The 21,632-nt window shown below is 61.8% G+C and carries 20 protein-coding genes; all 20 read right to left on the reverse strand.

What is annotated here, in order from left to right; all coding sequences use genetic code 11:
• Positions 1-32 precede the first annotated feature (32 nt).
• The 20 genes from PAN31117_RS27720 to PAN31117_RS11045 all read right to left on the reverse strand — a co-directional run bounded on the left by PAN31117_RS27720 (position 33) and on the right by PAN31117_RS11045 (position 21,535).
• Entirely contained in the window at positions 33-2,420 is a 2,388-nt protein-coding gene (locus PAN31117_RS27720) for a methyl-accepting chemotaxis protein (RefSeq protein ID WP_150738205.1), read from the reverse strand.
• A 134-nt stretch (positions 2,421-2,554) separates the two neighbouring features.
• Positions 2,555-3,070 carry a chemotaxis protein CheW gene (locus tag PAN31117_RS10955; RefSeq protein WP_039394078.1) on the reverse strand — a complete coding sequence of 172 codons (516 nt, stop codon included), beginning with the start codon at positions 3,068-3,070 and terminating at the stop codon, positions 2,555-2,557.
• A 17-nt stretch (positions 3,071-3,087) separates the two neighbouring features.
• Positions 3,088-5,310 (reverse strand): chemotaxis protein CheA, encoded by a 2,223-nt coding sequence (gene cheA / locus PAN31117_RS10960; protein WP_150738206.1) that lies wholly within the window; start codon positions 5,308-5,310, stop codon positions 3,088-3,090.
• A 51-nt stretch (positions 5,311-5,361) separates the two neighbouring features.
• Entirely contained in the window at positions 5,362-5,745 is a 384-nt protein-coding gene (locus PAN31117_RS10965) for a response regulator (RefSeq protein ID WP_039394084.1), read from the reverse strand.
• A 17-nt stretch (positions 5,746-5,762) separates the two neighbouring features.
• Positions 5,763-6,773 carry a flagellar motor protein MotB gene (gene motB, locus PAN31117_RS10970; RefSeq protein ID WP_150738207.1) on the reverse strand — a complete coding sequence of 337 codons (1,011 nt, stop codon included), beginning with the start codon at positions 6,771-6,773 and terminating at the stop codon, positions 5,763-5,765.
• Between the two features lie 12 nt (positions 6,774-6,785).
• Complete coding sequence (gene motA, locus PAN31117_RS10975; protein WP_023598342.1) at positions 6,786-7,646, reverse strand: flagellar motor stator protein MotA; 861 nt, start codon at positions 7,644-7,646, stop codon at positions 6,786-6,788.
• Positions 7,647-7,775: 129 nt separating this feature from the next.
• On the reverse strand, positions 7,776-8,372 hold the full coding sequence (gene flhC / locus PAN31117_RS10980; RefSeq protein ID WP_150663688.1) for a flagellar transcriptional regulator FlhC: 597 nt from the start codon (positions 8,370-8,372) through the stop codon (positions 7,776-7,778).
• A gap of 83 nt (positions 8,373-8,455) precedes the next feature.
• The gene (gene flhD, locus PAN31117_RS10985; protein WP_023598340.1) at positions 8,456-8,773 is read right to left on the reverse strand and encodes a flagellar transcriptional regulator FlhD; all 318 of its coding nucleotides are present in this window, start codon (positions 8,771-8,773) and stop codon (positions 8,456-8,458) included.
• Positions 8,774-9,385: 612 nt separating this feature from the next.
• Positions 9,386-10,618, reverse strand: a complete 1,233-nt coding sequence (locus tag PAN31117_RS10990; RefSeq protein ID WP_150738208.1) for a Bcr/CflA family multidrug efflux MFS transporter — start codon at positions 10,616-10,618, stop codon at positions 9,386-9,388.
• Positions 10,619-10,739: 121 nt separating this feature from the next.
• Positions 10,740-12,458 (reverse strand): AMP-binding protein, encoded by a 1,719-nt coding sequence (locus PAN31117_RS10995; protein WP_150738209.1) that lies wholly within the window; start codon positions 12,456-12,458, stop codon positions 10,740-10,742.
• 232 nt (positions 12,459-12,690) lie between these two features.
• The gene (locus PAN31117_RS11000; RefSeq protein WP_039394093.1) at positions 12,691-13,107 is read right to left on the reverse strand and encodes a F0F1 ATP synthase subunit epsilon; all 417 of its coding nucleotides are present in this window, start codon (positions 13,105-13,107) and stop codon (positions 12,691-12,693) included.
• A gap of 147 nt (positions 13,108-13,254) precedes the next feature.
• The gene (atpD, locus tag PAN31117_RS11005) at positions 13,255-14,646 is read right to left on the reverse strand and encodes a F0F1 ATP synthase subunit beta (protein WP_039394096.1); all 1,392 of its coding nucleotides are present in this window, start codon (positions 14,644-14,646) and stop codon (positions 13,255-13,257) included.
• A 61-nt stretch (positions 14,647-14,707) separates the two neighbouring features.
• Positions 14,708-15,595 (reverse strand): F0F1 ATP synthase subunit gamma, encoded by an 888-nt coding sequence (atpG, locus tag PAN31117_RS11010; RefSeq protein ID WP_150738210.1) that lies wholly within the window; start codon positions 15,593-15,595, stop codon positions 14,708-14,710.
• An 88-nt stretch (positions 15,596-15,683) separates the two neighbouring features.
• Positions 15,684-17,225: a F0F1 ATP synthase subunit alpha gene (gene atpA, locus PAN31117_RS11015; RefSeq protein WP_039394102.1), complete on the reverse strand. Its 1,542-nt coding sequence runs from the start codon at positions 17,223-17,225 to the stop codon at positions 15,684-15,686.
• 45 nt (positions 17,226-17,270) lie between these two features.
• On the reverse strand, positions 17,271-17,801 hold the full coding sequence (locus tag PAN31117_RS11020) for a F0F1 ATP synthase subunit delta (RefSeq protein ID WP_039394104.1): 531 nt from the start codon (positions 17,799-17,801) through the stop codon (positions 17,271-17,273).
• A 2-nt stretch (positions 17,802-17,803) separates the two neighbouring features.
• Positions 17,804-18,274: a F0F1 ATP synthase subunit B gene (locus tag PAN31117_RS11025; protein ID WP_039394107.1), complete on the reverse strand. Its 471-nt coding sequence runs from the start codon at positions 18,272-18,274 to the stop codon at positions 17,804-17,806.
• A gap of 124 nt (positions 18,275-18,398) precedes the next feature.
• The gene (gene atpE, locus PAN31117_RS11030; RefSeq protein ID WP_010807762.1) at positions 18,399-18,665 is read right to left on the reverse strand and encodes a F0F1 ATP synthase subunit C; all 267 of its coding nucleotides are present in this window, start codon (positions 18,663-18,665) and stop codon (positions 18,399-18,401) included.
• 83 nt (positions 18,666-18,748) lie between these two features.
• A complete protein-coding gene (gene atpB, locus PAN31117_RS11035) occupies positions 18,749-19,597 on the reverse strand; it encodes a F0F1 ATP synthase subunit A (RefSeq protein WP_150738211.1) in 849 nt (282 codons plus the stop codon).
• Between the two features lie 69 nt (positions 19,598-19,666).
• Positions 19,667-20,167 carry an ATP synthase subunit I gene (locus PAN31117_RS11040; protein WP_150738212.1) on the reverse strand — a complete coding sequence of 167 codons (501 nt, stop codon included), beginning with the start codon at positions 20,165-20,167 and terminating at the stop codon, positions 19,667-19,669.
• 243 nt (positions 20,168-20,410) lie between these two features.
• Positions 20,411-21,535: an SLC13 family permease gene (locus tag PAN31117_RS11045; RefSeq protein ID WP_150738294.1), complete on the reverse strand. Its 1,125-nt coding sequence runs from the start codon at positions 21,533-21,535 to the stop codon at positions 20,411-20,413.
• Between the last annotated feature and the right edge of the window lie 97 nt (positions 21,536-21,632).

Consider the following 21,632-nt stretch of genomic DNA (forward strand, 5'->3'; position numbering starts at 1 on the left):
CAACAATCTCGTCTCTTTGCACCAACAAACCGTCAAAACTCTTCCCAATCGCCCGGGTCGCTCGCCGCATTGCTCGACTTCGTAGTCGAAGACGACCCCGTCGCACCATCGGGCTGTGCCTTGCCCCGGCGCGCCGCCAGTTGCAGCACCTGCGCATCTTCTTGTGCGTTGGCTGCCGGTGCGCTGGCCTGCGGGCGGCGCGTGGCCGTTCGCGTGGCAGCGCCGCCAGCGCTTGCGCGAGCAGGCGCGGCGGAGGCGGTGTTCTGTGCCGCTACCGTTGCCGCTGCTGCCACCGGCTTCGAGGCCGCTTGGCGCACGGCGGCCGTAGCTTGCGTTTGCTGCGCTTGCTGCCCTGCACCGTTCGCCACTCGCCGCACCGTGGGTGAGCCAGTAGCCTGGAGCGCGTCGCCCACACGGAAGACGGACACGGCGTCGCGCAGACGATGCGCCTGATCTTCCAGCGAGCCCGCCGCCGCCGCCGCTTCTTCCACGAGTGCCGCGTTCTGCTGGGTGACCTCGTCCATCTGCGTCACAGCGCGGTTGACCTGTTCGATGCCGCTCGACTGCTCGGCCGATGCGGCAGAGATCTCGCCCATGATGTCGGTGACGCGCTGTACGGCCTGCACGATCTCGTCCATCGTGTGACCGGCTTGCGCCACGAGGGCCGAGCCGTTTTCCACGCGTCCCACCGAATCTTCGATGAGCACCTTGATTTCCTTCGCGGCGGCCGCGCTACGCTGCGCCAGCGTGCGCACTTCGCCCGCCACGACCGCGAAGCCGCGGCCTTGTTCCCCTGCACGCGCCGCTTCCACGGCGGCGTTCAGCGCCAGGATGTTGGTCTGGAACGCAATGCCTTCGATCACGCTGATGATGTCGACGATCTTGTGCGAACTCGTCGAAATACCCTGCATCGTGTCGACGACGTTGCCCACCACCTGACCGCCGCGTGCAGCGATCTCCGAGGCGTTCACGGCCATCGCGCTCGCTTGACGGGCGTTGTCGGCGTTCTGCTTGACGGTGGCCGTCAGCTGTTCCATCGACGATGCCGTCTGCTCCAGCGACGCCGCCTGTTGTTCGGTACGCGCCGACAGATCCGTATTACCTGCGGCGATTTCACGCGAGGCGATGTTGATCGATTCGATGCCTTCACGCACATCGGAGACGATGGACAGCAGGCTGTTCTTCATGACCGACAGGCCGAACAGCAACTGGCCGATTTCGTCACGGCCCACGCCTTCTGCCTTGCCGGTAAGATCGCCCGCCGCGATCTGCTTCGACATGCCCAACGCCACGCGCAGCGGATGGTTGATCGCGCGACGCAGGATGCTGCCGAGCAGGAACAGCACGACGATGCCACCGAGCACCGCGATGACCGTCGCCGCACGCACAATCGTGTGTTCTTTTTGCGACTGCTGATACAGATCGGTCGCCTGCGTGAGTTCGAGGCGCGTCAGCGCATTGAGCTCGTCGCGCATCGGCCCGTAGGCCGGCTTCACTTTTTCGAGGTACGTCTGTTGTGCGCCTTCGGCCGAACCGACACGCAGCATCTCGACCGTCTGCAACAAGCCATCGGACGTAAAGCGCTGACGGATCACATCGAAGCGCTCGGCTTGCGCACGCGTGCTGTCGTCGACCGTCTTCATGTACTCCGCCCACTGGCGGTTGATTTCGTCGAGGCTGCCCGCGATTTCGTCACCGGCGCGCTTCATCGCGTCGAGATTCGGGCTGCCGACGGCTTCGGCCACCAGCAACACGTCGCGGTCGAGCTTCTGACCGATGACGCCGAGCGTGCTCACCGGCACCATGCCGTTCCGGTACACCTTCAACAACTTGTCGTTGCTGCTCGACACGCCCCACAGCCCCAGGCCACCGACGATGGCCAGCAGGATCGCACCGAGCACGATGATGCCCGTCAGACGGGCGCGCAGCGTGTCGAGACGCACACGGCGCGCGAGCGCCGCAATGCCACCGCGCTCGACCTGGCCGCCGCGAATGCGCAGATTGCCTGCCTGTCCATTACGGAAGCGAGCGTAGATCGCTTCGGCCTGCGCCGTAGCACCTGCGCTCGGACGCACCCGCACCGACGTGTAGCCGACGACGGCGTTGTTTTCGAGCGTCGGCGTGACGGTGGCCAGCACCCAGTAGAAGTCGCCGTTCTTGCGGCGGTTCTTGACCAGCCCGGTCCAAGTGTCGCCGCGCTTGATCGTCTCCCACAGATCGCCGAATGCCTCGGAGGGCATGTCGGGATGGCGAACGATGTTGTGCGGAGACCCCAGCAGTTCATCACGCGAATAGCCGCTCACCTCCACGAAGGCGGGATTGGCATACGTGATCCGCCCCTTGAGATCCGTCCGAGAGATCAGATACTGATGCTCGCCGATGACGAATTCGTTCTGGGTAACGGGCTGGTTATCGCGCACGTGCTCGGTCTCCGTGGACTGGGTGAGTGGGTTATGTCTGTAAGGGTGACGCGGCGGGTGTCTCGGCCCCGCCTGCGGTTAGTACATTGATCACGCTGCCGACATGGGCGACGTCGGCAATGTCGCAGCCGGACTTAGCTCCCCAGACGCTCGATGAGCGCCATGTCGTCGCTGGTCATCAGCTTTTCGATATCCATCAGGATCAGCATGCGGCCTTCGACCGTGCCCAGACCTGTGATGTACTCGGTCGCCAGTTGTGCGCCGAACTCCGGTGCGGGCTTGATCTCGCCGCGTGCGAGCGTGAGCACGTCGGACACGCCGTCGACCACCATGCCGACCACGCGGCCCGCCACGTTCAGAATGATCACGACCGTCTGCGTGTCGTACTCCACGCGGCCCAGACGGAACTTGATACGCATGTCCACGATCGGCACGATGATGCCGCGCAGGTTGATCACGCCCTTGATGAACTCGGGCGCGTTCGCGATCCGGGTGACAGCGTCGTAGCCGCGAATTTCCTGTACCTTCAGAATGTCGATGCCGTATTCCTCTTCACCCAGCGTGAAGACGAGAAATTCCTGGCCGTCGCCATCGGTCTGCATGGCGCCTGCGTGGCGCGACACGGCCTGCTCTTGCGAAAGGTTGTCCATCTAACGCGTCTCCGACTTCAGTTGAAGATGGTGGCAGCGGCCGAGCGCTGGCCGCGCTGGAGCGCCGCCACATCGACGATCAATGCCACACTGCCGTCACCCATGATGGTGGCGGCGGAAATACCGTGAATACGGCGGTAATTGGTTTCGAGGTTCTTCACCACAACTTGCTGCTGACCGACCAGTTCGTCGACGAGCAACGCGAAGCGGCGGCCTTCGGCCTGAAGGATCACGATGATGCCCTGCGTCGGATCGAGGCGCGCTTCGGGCACTTCGAACGTGCGGTACAGCTCGACGAGCGGCAGATACTCGCCGCGCACCAGCACGACCTGACCTTCGCCGGTCACCGCGCGGATGTCGTCGCGACGCGGTTGCAGCGACTCCATGACGAAGTTCAGCGGCAAGATGAAGATCTCGGGGCCGACCTTGACGGACATGCCATCGAGAATCGCGAGCGTGAGCGGCAGCACGATGCGGATCGTGGTGCCCTTGCCGCGCGTGGATAGAATCTCCACGTGGCCGCCCATCTGCTGGATGTTTCGCTTCACGACGTCCATACCCACGCCACGGCCCGACACGTCGGTCACGGCTTCGGCGGTAGAGAAGCCCGGCGCGAAGATCAGTTGCCACACTTCCTCGTCCGCCATCGACTCGGACACGTTCATGCCTTGCTGCAGCGCCTTGGCGAGAATCTTCTCGCGACGCAGGCCCGCGCCGTCGTCACTCACTTCGATGACGATGTTGCCGCCCTGATGCGCGGCCGACAGCACCAGCTGACCGACCGGGTCTTTACCCGAGGCCAGACGCTGTTCCGTCGTTTCGATGCCGTGATCGAGACTGTTACGCACCAGGTGCGTGAGCGGATCGATGATGCGCTCGATCAGGCTCTTGTCGAGTTCGGTCGCCTGACCGAACGTCACGAGTTCGATCTGTTTGCCGAGCTTGGTCGCGAGATCGCGCACCAGACGCGGGAAGCGCGAGAACACGTAGTCCATCGGCATCATGCGGATGGACATCACCGCTTCTTGCAGATCGCGCGCGTTGCGCTCCAGCTGACCCATGCCGTTGAACAGGCGGTCGTGAAGCATCGGGTCGAGGCTGCTTGCGGTCTGCGCGAGCATGGCCTGCGTAATCACCAGTTCGCCCACGAGGTTGATGAGCTGGTCGACCTTCTCCACGCCCACACGAATCGAGCTGTTCTCGTGACCGGCAGCGCCGCCTGCGGCGGGTGCTGCGGCACGCTTCTCCGGCGGATGCTGCGCGCCGCCACCGCCTGAAGCGGCTTGCGGAGCGGCAGGCGGAACAACGATCGGCTCGGCGGCGGCCGGCGGCACGACGGCTTGCGGCGCTGCCGGTGCGGCTGCGGCCGGGATTTCGATCGGTGCCGAAGCAGCCGGTGCCGGAGCGGGTGCCGGTTCGAAGATTTCGACGGTTTGAGCTGGAGCAGCCGGTGCAACCGCTGGCGCAGCAGGCGCGGCGGGTGCGGCAGCAACGGCGGACGCATCCTGTACGTCAATCTGCGACGGTTCGATCACGAAGCAGCACACGGCCAGGATGTCGTCGGCGTCGCAGGTGGTGTCGAGCCACAGGTGAAGCGCGTCGCCCACGGTATTGCGACCGGCGACGGCGCCGAGGTTGCCTAGCTCTTCGGCGAGCAACGCCTGATCTTTTTCGCCCACACCCGAGAGCGTGACTTTCAGACGCTTCTGACCCGGCGGGATGTCACTGGTCGGCGCACCGCTGGCGTCGACGGCGGGGGCCGCTTCCGCTGCAGCAGCCGCGGGTGCGGGAGCAGGCGCCGCCGCCGGGGGCGGTGCGAAGGGCGAGGTCGGCGCGGCGGACACCGGCGCACCGTCGCCTTCGGCGGCGAGTTGCTGGAGCACGGCGCAGATGCGCTTCATGGCCTCGGCATCGGGTTCACTGGAGGCGCGGTAGGCATTCAACTGTTGATGCAACACGTCTTTGGTTTCCAGGAAGGTGTCGACCATCTCGGTGCGCAACTGCAATTCGCCGCGACGGGCGCGGTCGAGCAGGTTTTCCAGCAGGTGCGTGGTCTCGGTAAGCGCGGTGAAGCCGAACGTCGCGGCGCCGCCCTTGATCGAATGAGCGGCCCGGAAGATCGCGTTGAGTTGCTCGTTATCGGGCGCACTTACGTCGAGCGCAAGCAGGAGGTGCTCCATCTCTGCGAGCAACTCTTCCGCTTCGTCGAAAAAGGTCTGGTAGAACTGGGTGATATCCACCGATTTCCTCGTCCTAACTTGGTTGTGCCATCGACGCCGACGACTTCATCGTCATGCGCCTTCGCCGACGAGCGATGCGACCACGTCGACCAGTGCTTCGGGGTCGACCGGCTTGATCAGCCAGCCGCTGGCGCCCGCTTCGCGGGCAGCCGTCTTGTACGCGCCGTCGACTTCCGTCGTCAGCACCAGAATGGGGGTCTCGGCAAACGCGTCGAGTTCGCGCAGCGCGCGAATGAGCGACAGACCGTCCATGCCGGGCATGTGCTGATCGGTCAGCACCAGATCGAAGACCGCGTTCGTGGCCAGCGTCAGCGCTTCCTGCCCGTCGCGGGCGGTCGTCACGGCGTAGCCGGCTTCATCGAGCGTGGCAGCCAGGATCTGACGCATCGACGCGGAATCGTCGACGGCGAGAATCGTGTTGCGAAGGGCCTGCATGCGTCTCCTCTTGTCGGTTATCGCGACGCGCCGGGCGCCGTCGGGGCCGCCGGAGGTGCTGGCAGTGGGGGCAATCCCGGCAAGGCCGGCCCGCCAGACATCTCGCCGCTCATGGCGGCACTCACCGCGTTGCTGCCTGCGCCGCGTGCGTTCGCGGCGTCGATAGTCGGCTGATCCACCTCGTGCTTGACCGACTGCTCTGCGCGGCGGTTGAGCACGATGATGCTGATGCGACGGTTGATCGGGTTGTAAGCGTCGTCGCGATCGAGCGGCACCGTGGAGGCCAGACCCACCACACGCAGCACCTTCTCGCCATCGAGCCCGCCCGCGATCAGTTCACGGCGCGACGCGTTCGCGCGGTCCGCCGACAGCTCCCAGTTGCTATAGCTCTTATCGCCCTGCGCGTATGCCGTGGCGTCGGTGTGACCGGACAAGCTGATGCTGTTGGGTACGCCGTTGAGCGACTTACCGATTTCGCGCAGGATGTCGCGCATGTACGGCTGCACCTGCGCACTCGCATTGGCGAACATCGGCCGGTTCTGATCGTCCACGATCTGGATGCGCAGCCCTTCGGTCGTCACGTCGATCAGCAGTTGCTTGCGGAACTGTTTGAGCGTGGGGTTACTTTCGATCGCTTTCTCGATGCGCGCTTTGAGATCGCGCAAACGTTGTGCATCTGCACGCTCGGCCATCTCGGCGGTGGTCGCCTGACGCGAGCGCGTCTGGTCGCCGCGCGACTTCTGACCATCGGTACGTGTGGTATCGGTGCCGCCGCCGGGAATCACGCCGCTGTTGTCGGCAGCGTTACGTCCGCCGGTGAGCGCCACCTTGAGCGGCGTGCGGAAGTATTCCGCGATCCCCGTCAGTTCCTTGCTGCTCACCGAACTCAGCAACCACATCAGCAGGAAGAACGCCATCATGGCCGTCATGAAGTCGGCGTAGGCAATCTTCCACGCACCACCGTGGTGGCCGTGCCCGCCGGCTTTGCGGCGCTTGACGATAATGGGCCGCTCGTCTTTCTCGCTCATTTCTCGCGTCCGTCAACGTGCCTTGACCTGTCGCACGTGCTCTTCGAGCTCGGCAAACGACGGACGTACGGTGGAGTAAAGCACCTTGCGGCCGAACTCGACCGAGAGGGCCGGCGCGTAACCGTTCAGGCTGGCGAGCAGCGTGACCTTGATGCACTCGTAGAGCTTCACCGATTCGTTGATGCGGTGTTCGATGAGCTGTGCCAGCGGCGAGATAAAGCCGTAGGCGAGCAAAATGCCGAGGAAGGTCCCCACGAGGGCCTGTGCGATGAGGGCACCGAGCACGGCCGGCGGCTGGTCGGCCGAGGCCATCGTGTGCACCACGCCCATCACGGCCGCCACGATACCGAAGGCCGGCATGGCGTCACCCGTCTTTTGCAGACAGTGCGCGGGCACTTCGCCTTCGTGACGGTATGTTTCGATTTCGTGATCCATCAGGTTCTCGATCTCGAACGCGTTCATGTTGCCGCTGACCATCAGTCGCAGATAGTCGGTGAGGAATTCCATAATGCGTGGCTCGCCGAGAATGCGCGGGTACTGCGAGAACACCGGGCTCGATGCCGGATCTTCGACGTCTCCCTCGATGGCAAGCATGCCGTCCTTACGCGCTTTGGCGAGCAGCACGTACAGGAGCGCCATCAGCTCCATGTACAGCTCTTTGGTGTATTTCGAGCCCTTGAACAGCATAGGCAGCGCTTTCATCGTCGCCTTGATCGCCTTGCTGTTGTTGCCCACCACGAACGAGCCGACGCCCGCGCCACCGATGATCAGCAGCTCGGTCGGCTGAAACAGCGCGCCCAAGTGGCCCCCGCCAATGACGAAGCCGCCAAAGACCGATGCCAGAACGATGATGTAACCAATGACGACAAGCACTGCCGGATACCTCTCGCAAAAATACGTCTACGGAAAATTGTCCTTCCTGTTCAGAGGGCTTAACGGCAGACACGCAGGGAAACTGTAGGGGCGGGATTACCTCGATACGCTCGGTGAGAAGGGCTCCGATCAGGCCGCTAAAGGCGAAATCGCAGCATCCGGCTCACCCGACGCCACGGCGGGCGCGAGATCGGCGGCATGTGCGTGCTTCGCTTTCCGAGTCTTTCCGGCGCGCGACGGGGGGGCGCACAGCCCGCAAACGTACTGGCCATGCGGCTCGTGCGCGTGCGTGACGAAGTGGCCGCCGCAGCGGGTGCACGGCGTCATCTGCAGCATCTTGCTGTCGAAGAAGCGAACGAGCGTCCATGCGCGCGTGAATCCGAGCACGGCTTCCCAACCGTGCAACTCCACATGCTCCAGGTACAGTCGGTAAGCCTTGACGATGGCTTCGATGCCCTGACATCCGCCGTACTGCACGAGGTGGCGGTAGATGTTGTGGAAAAGCGACGAGTGGATGTTCGGCAGCCACGTCACGAACCAGTCGGTCGAGAACGGCAGCATGCCCTTGGGCGGCGAAGCGCCTTTGAGCTCTTTGTAGAGTTTGATGAGCCGATCACGGCTCAGGCTCGTCTCCGCTTCCAGCAACTGGAGGCGGGCGCCGAGTTCGATCAGCTCGATGGCCAGCTGAATTTCACGGGCCTCGAGGACGACGCTTTTGGTACGCATATACAGGCTTCCTGGCAAATCACGCCAAGCGCGGCCCCAATGACATCAGGCTGCGCGTGGCGTGCGTCGCGTGTGTCGTACGCTCAGCCGATCTGCTCGACGGGCTGACCCGCGAGCAGAATCGAAGCGTGCGACTGCTGCATACCCACATCTTTCGCACCGTGCGTGAGGCTCGAAAGAATCACGTGGTCGTCGAATCGAAATCGGCACAGAAGCTGGTTCGACCCCGCGAACTTAACGAGTTGAGCCAGTGTGAGACTGCCGAGCACGTCGGCAAGCTGGTCGCTGATGCCCAGGCGGAACATTGCCGCCGCGCGATCCTCACGGATCAGGCGCTGAGCCAGGACTAGGTAGGAGAGATTCAACTCACGAATCTCGTTCAGTGTTTCGCTGTTTCGCATGCGGCCCCCCGGCGCAATGGATGAATCTGGCGGTACTACTGTCTATTCCCCCGCATTGTGGACAAGGGCGAAAGATAAAGAAATCGGAGAAAAACTACAGAAAGGGGCGAGAAAAGCGGAAGTTTATTGTAGGAATTTTTCCTACATGAGCGGCGCGCAGGGACCCTACGACGCGCTCGGGGGGAACGTTCGATGAGACAGACTGTGACGGCTTCATGAAAGTGTCACGAAGCTGCGCTCTACTACTTGACTGTATTTCGGCGGACTTTTGCCGAACTTTAGGCACCCTTGCAAAAAATTTCAGGGGGCTTATGCAAGGGATGTCTGGATCGTACTTTGCCTATCGAGCGCACACTGGAACAGAGCAATTACAAAGTGTTACAGATGTAGAGCCGCTTGCCGAATTCCAGGTTTGGAAGCATTGTTCCGATGCCGGTTCCCGCCGTTTTGCCGGAATCGCGAAGCAACATCTTACAAATCCTTCCTGTCGACACTGTCTCGCTATTGTCGTTTCGACAGGCAATTTCAAACAGACGCCAGAATCCAGGCAGCGTTCCCCACGCTCGGGCTTGACGTTACGTTGAGCGAAACTTCGGGTTGGGTTTGACGGGCTTATGCCGCGTCTGCAGCGGGCGGCAGTGCGGGCCTCGCGCGACGGATGAGCAGCGTGTGGAAGCCCCAAGACAGCACACCGCACACCGCCATGACCGCTGCCATCGGCACGGCCGAGCGAGCGTGCAGCAGGCCAACGGCTGCGCCGGCGCTGGCGGCCGCGAGGAATTGCAGCGCGCCTAGCAAGGCAGACGCCGCCCCGGCACGCTGGTGCTGCCGATTGAGTGCCTCAGCAATGGCGTTCGGCTGCGAGAAGCCGAGGCTCGTGACGAAGGCGAACAACGGCACCATCAACCCGATCAGCCCGCCAAGCCCGAGCACCGCCACGGCGAGCATCAGCAAACCGAGAATCGCGACCAGATTGTTGGTACGACGCAACACGTCGGCCGGACGCCGCGTGCGCAGCAAATACGCGTTGATCTGCGAACCACCGATGATCCCGCAGGCGTTCAGCCCGAACAGCCAGCCGTAATGGGCCGGATCGACACCGTACAGATTGATGAAGACGAATGGCGAGCCGGTGATGTACGCGAACATACCCGCCTGCGACACACCGCCCGCCAGCGCATTGCCCATGAATTCGCGGTCGCGCAGCAATGCACCGTAGTTGTGCCACGCCGTCGTCAGCCAGTTGCGCGCCTGCTTCGCGGCCTGACGCGTCTCCGGCAGCCAGTAGACGGCCATGCCGAAGCACATCGCGCCAAAGACCGTCAGCCCCCAGAAGATCCAGCGCCAGCCCACGAACATCAGCACCTGCCCGCCGATCAACGGGGCGAGGATGGGGGCCGCGCCCATGATGAGCGTCATGCGCGAGAGCACACGCGCCACCGTCGCCGTATCGAACAGGTCGCGCGCCATGGCGCGGGCGATCACGAAGCAGGCACATCCACCAATCGCCTGAATAAAACGGCTGACAATCAACGTTTCGATGTTGGGCGCGAGCGCGCATCCGGCGGACGCCAGCGTGTACAGCGCCAGTCCGGCGTAGAGCGGACGCTTGCGTCCGTACCGGTCGGCGAGCGGGCCGTGCAGCAACTGGCCGAGGCCAAGCCCGATGAAGAACGATGCCAGGGAGAATTGCGCCGCTGCATCCGTCGTGTTCAATTCGCGCGCGATGCTCGGCAGCGCAGGCAAATACATGTCGATCGACAGCGAGCCGATGGCCGACAGAATGCCGAGGATGAAAACGGTACGGAAGATGTGGGAGGGCGCGGACGCCGTGGCAGCGGACATTGGGTGAGACCTAGGGTAATCCCGAATGATACGGCATTCGCCCCGAGTTCGCTTAAAAATTGGGCAGGGATATCGTCCGATCGATCCCCTGCCCCGATGCCTGCGTTCGGTAGCGATGCTGTCAGGCCGTCTTCTCTTCCTGCAGCCCCAGCGATTCGACCATCTTCTCGCGCATGACGAACTTCTGCACCTTGCCCGTCACGGTCATCGGCATTTCATCCACAAAACGAATGTAGCGCGGGATCTTGTAGTGCGCGATCTGATCCTTGCAGAAGGCGCGGATGTCGTCCTCAGTCGCGCTCTGCCCCGGTTTGAGGACAATCCACGCGCAGACCTCCTCACCGTACTTCGCATCGGGGACACCAAACACCTGTACCGCTTGCACCTTCGGGTGACGGAACAGGAACTCCTCGATTTCGCGCGGGTAGATGTTTTCGCCGCCACGAATGAGCATGTCCTTCACGCGCCCGACGATGTTGCAATAGCCGTCCTCATCGAGCGTCGCGAGGTCGCCAGTGTGCATCCAGCCGTCGCGAATTGCTTCGCGCGTGCGCGGCTCGTCGTCCCAGTAGCCCTGCATTACCGAGTAGCCCTTGGTGCACAGTTCGCCCTTCTCGCCAACCGGCACGATCTCGCCAGCGGCGTCGACCAGCTTCACTTCGAGGTGCGGCTGAACGCGGCCGACGGTCGTCACGCGCTTATCCAGCGGGTCGGTCGTGGTGGTCTGGAACGACACCGGGCTCGTCTCGGTCATGCCATAGGCGATCGTCACTTCGCTCATATGCATCTGGTCGATCACGCGCTTCATCGTCTCGATGGGGCATGGCGAGCCCGCCATGATGCCGGTGCGCAGTGTGTCGAAGTGATAGTTGCCGAAGTCCGGATGATCGAGCTGCGCAATGAACATCGTCGGCACACCGTGCAACGCGGTGCAGCTTTCTTCCGAGACGGCCGCCATCGTCGCCTTCGGATCGAACGCTTCACCGGGGAACACCATGGTCGCGCCCGTCGACACGCAGGCGAGCACCGCCAACACCATGCCAAAGCAGTGGTAGAACGGCACCGGAATGCACAGGCTGTCGTGCTCGGAGAAGCGCATCGCCATGGCGATGTAGCGGCCGTTGTTGACGATGTTGTGGTGCGTGAGCGTCGCCCCCTTCGGGTTGCCGGTCGTGCCGCTCGTGAACTGGATGTTGATGGGGTCGAAGCAGTCGAGCGCATCGGAGATCTGACGCAGTGTGGCGAGGTCGGCGTCTGCGCCGAGCGTCACCACGTCGCTGAAGTTCATCATGCCTGGCGTGTGCTCCATGCCCATGCGGATGATGGTGCGCAGCGTCGGGAATTTTTCCGACTTCAACTGGCCGGGGGCGCACGTGGCCAGCTCGGGGGCCAGCACGTTGAGCATGTCGAGATAGCGCGACGTCTTGAACGATTCGGCCGCGACCAGCGCCTTGCAACCGACCTTGTTGAGCGCGTACTCCAACTCAGCCAGCCGATACGCCGGATTGATGTTCACGAGAATCAGGCCCGCACGTGCGGTGGCGAACTGCGTGACCAGCCATTCCACGCGATTCGGCGACCAGATGCCCACCCGGTCGCCCTTCTTCAACCCGAGCGCGATGAGTCCGGCGGCAAAGGTGTCGACGTGCGCGATGAACTCACGCCACGTCCAGTCGACGCCCTGTTCGCGGAACACGACTGCCTGCCGCTCGGGAAACTTCGCTGCCGTCTCGGCAAGCAGTCCGAATACCGTCAGCGTCGAAAGCGGTACCGTGGTCTCACCCTTCACATACGACAGTCCATTACGAGGTACAACGCCCGCACCTTCCCGGCTTTCCATGCTTTTGTCTCCTGAAGCAATGCTGAAGTGGTGAATGCTGTCGCGCGACGATGAGCGGCTTCATATAACAATAGCGCGTCACGCTAGGTTGACGTTTACGTTAACGTAATTCGCGTGACGGATCGAGTGGGGATGGCCCTGAGAAGGAGACGGCAAAACAAAAGCCCCACACATTCGCATGTATGGGGCTTTCGCAGACATTGCGCGGCGCGAGGCCAGCGCAACGCCGGTGTTACTTCGTGCGACGCAGCTTCTGGATTGCAGCGAGTTGCGCAATCGCTTCGGCCAGTTCGGCCTGGGCAGTTGCGTACTCGATGTTCGAATCCTTGTTCGACATTGCTTCTTCTGCACGACGCTTGGCTTCGTTAGCCTTCGCTTCGTCCAGATCCTTGCCGCGAATCGCGGTGTCGGCGAGCACAGTCACCGTGCCCGGTTGCACTTCGAGAATGCCGCCTGCGACGAAGACGAAGTCTTCGTTGCCTGCTTCGTCCTCGATGCGAACCGCACCCGGCTTGATGCGCGTGATCAGCGGCGTGTGGCCCGGCAGAATGCCGAGCTCGCCGGCTTCGCCGGGCAGCGCGACAAACTTCGCCTTACCCGAGAAGATCTGCTCTTCCGCGCTGACGACGTCTACGTGAATGGTTGCCATAATCGCTCCCGTTGAGTGTGATGAAGCGGCAGGCGCGCCAGTCCGGACGTTGTCGTCCTCGCTTCGCTACCCCGCCCCGCAACAGTCACCTGCCGAGCTGCGGTGACGCCTCTTGCGAGACACCGCCGTCGCCCGGCACTCAACCGTTTACTGCATCTTCTTGGCTTTCTCGAACGCTTCGTCGATCGTGCCAACCATGTAGAACGCTTGTTCCGGCAGGTGGTCACATTCGCCGTCGACGATCATCTTGAAGCCGCGGATCGTTTCCTTGAGCGGGACGTACTTGCCCGGCGAACCCGTGAACACTTCTGCCACGTGGAACGGCTGCGACAGGAAACGCTGGATCTTACGAGCGCGGGCCACGGCCAGCTTATCGTCCGGCGACAGTTCGTCCATACCCAGAATTGCGATAATGTCGCGCAGTTCCTTGTAACGCTGCAGCGTCGATTGCACACGACGGGTGACCGTGTAGTGCTCTTCGCCAATCACGTTCGGGTCGATCTGACGCGAGGTCGAGTCGAGCGGGTCGACTGCCGGGTAGATACCCAGCGAGGCGATGTCACGCGACAGAACGACGGTGGCGTCCAAGTGACCGAAGGTGGTTGCCGGCGACGGGTCGGTCAAGTCATCGGCAGGCACGTACACGGCTTGCACCGACGTGATCGAGCCGGTCTTGGTCGACGTAATACGCTCTTGCAGCTTACCCATTTCTTCAGCCAGCGTCGGCTGATAGCCCACGGCCGACGGCATACGGCCGAGCAGTGCCGACACTTCGGTACCGGCCAGCGTGAAACGGTAGATGTTGTCCACGAAGAACAGCACGTCGCGACCTTCGTCACGGAAGTGCTCGGCCATCGTCAGACCGGTCAGTGCGACGCGCAGACGGTTGCCCGGCGGCTCGTTCATCTGGCCGTAGACCAGTGCGACCTTGTCCAGAACGTTCGAGTCCTTCATTTCGTGGTAGAAGTCGTTCCCTTCACGGGTACGCTCGCCCACGCCGGCAAACACCGAATAACCGCCGTGTTCCTTGGCGATGTTATTGATGAGTTCCATCATGTTCACGGTCTTGCCCACACCGGCGCCACCGAACAGACCCACCTTACCGCCCTTGGCGAACGGGCAGATCAAATCGATAACCTTGATACCGGTTTCGAGCAGTTCCGTCGACGGCGACAGCTCGTCGAATGCCGGAGCCTTCTGGTGAATCGAGCGGGTGTGTTCCTTGGCGATCGGACCGGCTTCGTCGATCGGACGGCCCAGCACGTCCATAATGCGGCCCAGCGTCGGCTTACCGACCGGCACCGTGATCGGCAGACCCGAGTTTTGCACCGTCATACCGCGGCGCAGGCCTTCGGAGGAACCCAGACAGATGGTGCGAACCACACCGTCGCCCAGCTGTTGCTGGACTTCGAGCGTCAGTTCCGAACCTTCCATGGTGAGCGCATCGTAGATCTTCGGCATGCTTTCGCGCGGGAATTCCACGTCGATAACGGCGCCGATGCACTGTACGATTTTGCCTTCAATCAAAGCAGTACTCATCGCTTTTCCTTTAGATACTCAAATTCATTTCGCCTTGCGGCGCATCGGCCCGTGCCACCGCTTAAACTGCGGCGGCGCCACCCACGATTTCGGACAGTTCCTTCGTAATCGCTGCTTGACGGCCCTTGTTGTAGACCATCTGCAATTCACCGATCACGGTCTTTGCATTGTCCGATGCGGCCTTCATGGCCACCATGCGGGCGGACTGTTCCGACGCCATGTTCTCTGCGACTGCCTGATACACGACAGCTTCGACGTAACGCACCAACAGGGCATCGACGACCGTTTTCGCATCCGGTTCGTAGATGTAGTCCCACGAGTGCTGCGCCGGCACGGCGCTCGCGTCGTCCGACTCGCCTTCGAACTTCTCCGGCAGCGGCAGCAGCTGTTCGACCACGGCTTCCTGCTTCATCGTGTTGACGAAGCGGTTGTAAGCCAGATAAACGGCGTCGAGCTTGCCTTCGGCATACGCGTCGAGCTGCAGCTTCACAGCACCAATCAGCTTGTCCAGATGCGGGGTGTCGCCCAGTTGCACAACGTGCGATACCACCTTCGCGCCGATACGGTTCATGAAACCGAAGCCCTTGCCGCCGATAGCGGTGGCCTCGATCTTCAGGCCCTGTGCTTCGATTTCCTTCATCTTGGCCACCACGGCACGCAGCACGTTGGTGTTCAAGCCGCCGCACAGGCCCTTGTCCGTCGTCACCACGATGATGCCGGCCGCTTTCGCGTCCGCATGCTTCACCATGAACGGGTGGTGGTATTCCGGATTCGCCTGGCCCATATGCGCGGCGATCTGGCGCACCTTGTCAGCGTACGGCCGGGCATGACGCATGCGTTCCTGCGCCTTGCGCATCTTCGACGCGGCCACCATTTCCATGGCCTTGGTGATCTTGCGCGTGTTTTGCACGCTCTTGATCTTGCCGCGAATTTCCTTCATTCCAGCCATTGCTTACTCCTTGTCTCGGCGCGACGTTCGTTGCTGCCTGAACATCGCGCCTTCCCGGGTCCGTTGAATAGTTGCCGATTCAACCGGATTAGTAAGCGCCGGTCTTCTTGAAGTCCTTGATCGCAGCGTGCAAAGCAGCGTCATCGTCCTTCGAGAGATCTTTGGTCTCTTCGATACGGCCGATGAGCGCGCCATGGCTCGTCTTCAGAACTTCGCGCAGACCCTTTTCGAACGGCAGAACCTGAGCGATGTCGAGATCGTCCAGATAGCCGTTGTTGGCGGCGAACAGCGACACAGCCAGTTCCCACACTTGCAGCGGCGCGTATTGCGGCTGCTTGAGCAGTTCCGTCACGCGGCGGCCGCGCTCGAGCTGCTTGCGGGTAGCTTCGTCCAGATCCGATGCGAACTGCGCGAACGCAGCCAGCTCACGGTACTGTGCGAGGTCGGTACGGATACCGCCCGACAGCTTCTTGATGACCTTCGTCTGAGCTGCACCACCCACACGCGACACCGAGATACCGGCGTTGATTGCGGGGCGGATACCGGCGTTGAACAGGTCGGTTTCCAGGAAGATCTGGCCGTCGGTAATCGAGATCACGTTCGTCGGAACGAATGCGGTCACGTCACCGGCTTGCGTTTCAATGATCGGCAGTGCCGTCAGCGAGCCGCTCTGGCCCTTGACTGCGCCGTTCGTGAACTTCTCGACGTACTCTTCCGAGACGCGGGCAGCACGCTCAAGCAGACGCGAGTGGAGATAGAACACGTCACCCGGGTAAGCTTCGCGGCCCGGCGGGCGGCGCAGCAACAGCGAGATCTGACGATAGGCCCAGGCTTGCTTGGTCAAGTCGTCATAAATGATCAGCGCATCTTCGCCACGATCGCGGAAGTATTCGCCCATCGTGCAACCGGCGTACGGTGCGATGAACTGCATGGCGGCCGAGTCCGAAGCGGTGGCGGTCACGATGATCGTGTATTCCATCGCGCCGTGCTCTTCGAGCTTACGCACCACGTTCATGATCGACGAAGCCTTCTGGCCGATCGCAACGTAGACGCAGGTCACGCCCTTGCCCTTCTGCGAAATGATCGTGTCGATGGCGACAGCGGTCTTACCCGTCTGACGGTCACCAATGATCAGCTCACGTTGGCCGCGGCCGATCGGCACCATGGCGTCGATAGCCTTCGTACCGGTCTGCAGCGGTTGCGAGACCGACTTACGCCAGATCACGCCCGGGGCAATCTTTTCGATTGCGTCGGTTTCCTTCGCGTTGATCGGACCCTTGCCGTCGATCGGCAGGCCCAGTGCGTCAACGACGCGGCCCTTCAGTTCCGGGCCGACCGGCACTTCCAGAATGCGGCCCGTGCACTTGACGGTGTCGCCTTCCGAGATGTGTTCGTATTCGCCCAAAATCACAGCGCCGACGGAGTCGCGCTCAAGGTTCAGTGCCAGACCGAACGTATTGCCCGGGAATTCCAGCATTTCGCCCTGCATCACGTCCGACAGGCCATGGATGCGGCAGATGCCGTCAGTCACCGAGATCACGGTGCCTTCGTTACGGACTTCGGCGCCGCTATCGAGACCTTGAATCCGGCTCTTGATCAGTTCGCTGATTTCAGAGGGATTGAGTTGCATATGTGCTCCTGATATTCAATTCTTCGCAGGCGTTTCGCGCCGGCCTCAGGCCGTCAGCGACGTCCGCATAGCCGCCAGGCGGGCGCGCACCGAAGTGTCCAGCACCTCGTCGCCAACCACCACACGCACGCCGCCGATGAGCGACGGGTCTACCGTCACGCTCGGGTTGAGCTTGCAGCCGAACTTGTGCTCGAGGCCCTTGACCAGCGAGGTCAATTGCTCACCTTCGAGCGGGAAGGCGCTTTCGATCGTGGCGTCTGCCGAACCGGCAGCAGCGTTCTTCAACGCTTCGAACTGTTCGGCGATTTCCGGCATGGCAACCAGACGACCGTTTTCGACCACAGCGGCGACGAAGTTGCGCACTTCGGCGTCGGTCGATTTCACGGCAGCGGTCAGCACGTCGACAACTTGCGACGGCGTCACTTTCGGATCGTCGGCCAGGTTGGCCACTTCGGGCAGCGCTGCCACTTGCGACAGTTCACGCACGAGCTGCGCCCAGCGATTCAGATCGCCGGACTTGGCCACGCGGAACAACGCTTCGGCATACGGACGAGCGATGGTTGCGAGTTCGGCCATGATCAGAGCTCTGCCTTGAGTTGGTTCAGCAGGTCGGCGTGTGCCTTGGCGTCGACTTCACGCTTCAGGATCTGCTCGGCGCCCTTCACTGCCAGACCAGCCACGTCTTCGCGCAGCGATTCACGGACCTTGACGGCCTGATTCTCGGCTTCTGCTTTGGCGTTGGCGATGATACGAGCCGCTTCGGCTTGCGCCTGCGTCTTGATCTCTTCGGCCACGGCCTGAGCGCGCTTCTCGGCGTCGGCAATACGCTTCGCGCCTTCGTCGCGGGCTTCCGCGAGGGCTTGCGTGGAGCGCTTGTTGGCGGCTTCCAGTTCAGCCTTGCCCTTATCGGCAGCGGCCAGACCGTCAGCGATTTTCTTCGCGCGTTCGTCGATAGCCTTGATCAGCGGCGGCCACACGAACTTCATCGTGAACCACGCCAGGATCAGAAACACGACGGTTTGCGCGAACAGAGTTGCGTTAATGTTCACGGTGTTTCCTTTCGGTGATGCGAATCGATTGGCAAAACAGCGCGCCCCATTATGCCTGCTGGCTTGGGCGCGCCGTTCATGTCCAGTTGGCCGCGCGGGTCATGCGCGACCGGCCGAAAGTAACTTAAGCGAGCTTCGACAGCAGCGGGTTCGCGAAGGCGAACAGCATGGCAACGCCCACGCCGATCAGGAATGCAGCGTCGATCAGGCCGGCCAGCAGGAACATCTTCGTTTGCAGCGGGTTCATCAGTTCAGGCTGACGTGCGCATGCTTCGATGTACTTGCCGCCCATCAGTGCGATACCCAGGCAGGCACCGATAGCACCCAGACCGATGATGATACCGATACCGATAGCGGTCAGACCCTGGATGTTGGCGATGAAAGCTTGCATGATTACTCCTTATGGATAGAGACTTAAAACTTGAAAATTTGAAAAACTAAACTTGGAAAACTCGTAACTACCGCATCGACCGATCAGTGATGGTCGTGCGCCTGGCCGATATACACCAACGTCAACATCATCATGATGAACGCCTGGAGCAACACGATCAGGATGTGGAAAATCGCCCATGCGGTGCCGGCAATGATGTGACCGACAAAACCCAGCACCGACGCATCTGCGCCAAAGCTCCAGATACCGCCCAACAGAGCGATCAGCAGGAACACCAGTTCGCCGGCGTACATATTGCCGAACAGTCGCATGCCGAGCGACACGGTCTTGGCACAGAATTCGATGATGTTGAGCAGCAGGTTCGGGATCCACAGGAGGAAGTGGTTACCGAACGGTGCAGTGAACAGCTCGTGCATGAAGCCGCCGGCGCCCTTGATCTTGAAGCTGTAGAACAGCATCAGAATGAGCACGCCGACCGAGATACCGAGCGTGCCGTTAAGGTCGGCCGTCGGAACGATGCGGTGATGCGTGATGATGGAACCCAGACCGACCCAGCCGATCACCTTCGACGGCAGATCGACCGGCAGCAAGTCCAGCGAGTTCATGAGCGCGACCCAGACGAACACGGTCAGCGCGAGCGGCGCGATGAAGGCACGATTGCCGTGCACGATGCTCTTCGACTGGTCTTCGACCATTTCGACGAGCATTTCGACCGCAGCCTGGAAACGGCCCGGCACGCCCGAGGTTGCCTTACGGGCTGCCAACCACAGAATGAAGCAACCCAGAACACCCATCGCGATCGACCAGAACATGGTGTCCCAGTTGATGATCGAGAAATCGACGATGCTAGTCTGAGTCGAGCTCGCAAGGTTCTGCAGGTGGTGCGAAATGTACTCCGACGGGTTCGGAGCGTGGCCGGCTTCTACTGACATAGCGATCAAACACCCAATTATGAAAATCCGCACACGGTAGCGTGTCGACGCGTGAGCGGTTTTTCACCGCTACTTCAGTGCCATCGCCAGCCAATAGGCTTTGAGCGTCAGCACGAAGGTGACCAGGAACGCTACCCAATGCACATCGGGGTAACCGAACGCTACTGCCACCAACAACGCGATCGTCGTTACTACCTTGACCGCTTCCCCCATCACTAACGAACCGACGGAGAGGCGATCACCTGACATTCTTAACCGCAGCGCAAACAATGCGCCCGGTATCCATCCAATCATTCCGCCCAGCCATGCAGACACCGCCGCGTCTCGTGGCGATGCCGAGAGCAACCACCAGGCCAGTGTCGCTATCAGCGACAACAGCACCTGGGCTCCCACCACCCTGAATGGAGTCACACGGGATGCGCGCCCCACATCGGGACCGAACAGGCGCTCGGCCTGCGCACGCGTGAGCGGAACGATAGTCTCTTGCTCCTGCTCGTCGTCCCAAGCCTCTGTTGCATGCGCCGGCGCTTGCGGTTTCGGTTCCAAGTTCGACCGGTTTTGATCGGTCATCTCGTAGCCTCCCCGCCCGACTCGTGCAAACGAATGGGCTCTTCAAGCAGTTAAACCCGCGAGATTTTACGGGAAATTACGAAGGCCAGTCAATCTAAACGCGCAACAAATTCGCCGAAACTGCACAGTGCATGCTTCGATTTGGCGGCAACTCTCACGGAGTGCAATTTTCCTCATGGTGCAGCGCGACATTACGCGCAAACACCGCACATTCCCCGCAACTAGGCTACGTTCCGTGCGCGTTCAAACCCATTTCAGAGCAACAAAGCCGATAAGCAGTGCTGCCAGATAAAACGGTATCGAAAGGTAATGAAAGTGCCACCAGATCTTCTGCGATTTCGCCATGCGCAATGCAATCAGGTTCGCCAGCGACCCCACAGCGAGCCCGAAACCGCCGACCGCAACCCCGTGGGCCAGCGCTGGCCAGTTCTGCGTGTATTCGGCGAGCAGAATCGCTGCAGGCACGTTGCTGATGAATTGTGACAACACCGCCGCCCCACCGTAGGCCATCGCATTGCCAGTGAAATCGAAATGCCCGAGCACCGCACGCACGTCCGGCAGACCAGCGACGCCGCGCAGCACCACGAACATCAGCACGAAGATCGCCAGCAGCAGCCAGTCGATGCCCAGCACGGCGTTGCGACGCGCGATCAGCAGCACCGCCGCAACGCCCGCGCATGCCCAGGCGGCGAATCCGTGATCGGCCATCGCCACGAAAGCGACGAATAACGCGAGAGCGATCCACAGCAATGGCCAGCGCACATCGTGGGCGGGACCACGTCGCTGAAAATGCAGCGCGCGCGAATCGAAGGCGAAGGCACAAACGACGAGCAACAGGGCCATGAGCCCTAGCGTCACGGGCGTCATCATGACGACGTAGGCGCCGAAGCCCATACCGCTGTGTTGCCAGAGGAAGAGGTTCTGCGGGTTGCCGAGCGGCGTGAGACTTGAACCGGCGTTGACGGCCAGCGCGAGGAAAATGATCAGTCGCTCGATGCGCACGGGGGCGATCCGTGCGAGCGACTGCGCGAGCGGCACCACGGCGAAGAGCGCGACGTCGTTGGTCAACAGCGTCGAGAGTGCTGCGGCGAACGTGACCATCAACAGCGCAAGACGACGTTCGGTGCGAAACGCGCGCAGCAATCGTTGTGCGAGCCAATCGAGAAACCCGCTCTGATCGATGGCCCGCGTGAGCATCAGCAAACCGGCGAGCGTCAGAATCGTGTGCTGGTCGATGCGCACGAACAGCTCACCAGCGCTTGCGGGCTTCGCGATCTGAAGGATGACGAAAGCGATCAGCAGGATGAGCAGTACGCGATCGCTGCGCACGCGCTCAAGCGTCGCACGCAAAACGTGCTTGATCCGCATGACACCCGATACGACACGCGGGTGCGTCGCCGCATTCGACGCCCTCTGCGACGCCCCCTCCGACGCCTCTAGCGGATCATCGGCCGGATCGCTCACG

Source organism: Pandoraea anapnoica (assembly GCF_902459765.1).
Lineage (GTDB): Bacteria > Pseudomonadota > Gammaproteobacteria > Burkholderiales > Burkholderiaceae > Pandoraea > Pandoraea anapnoica.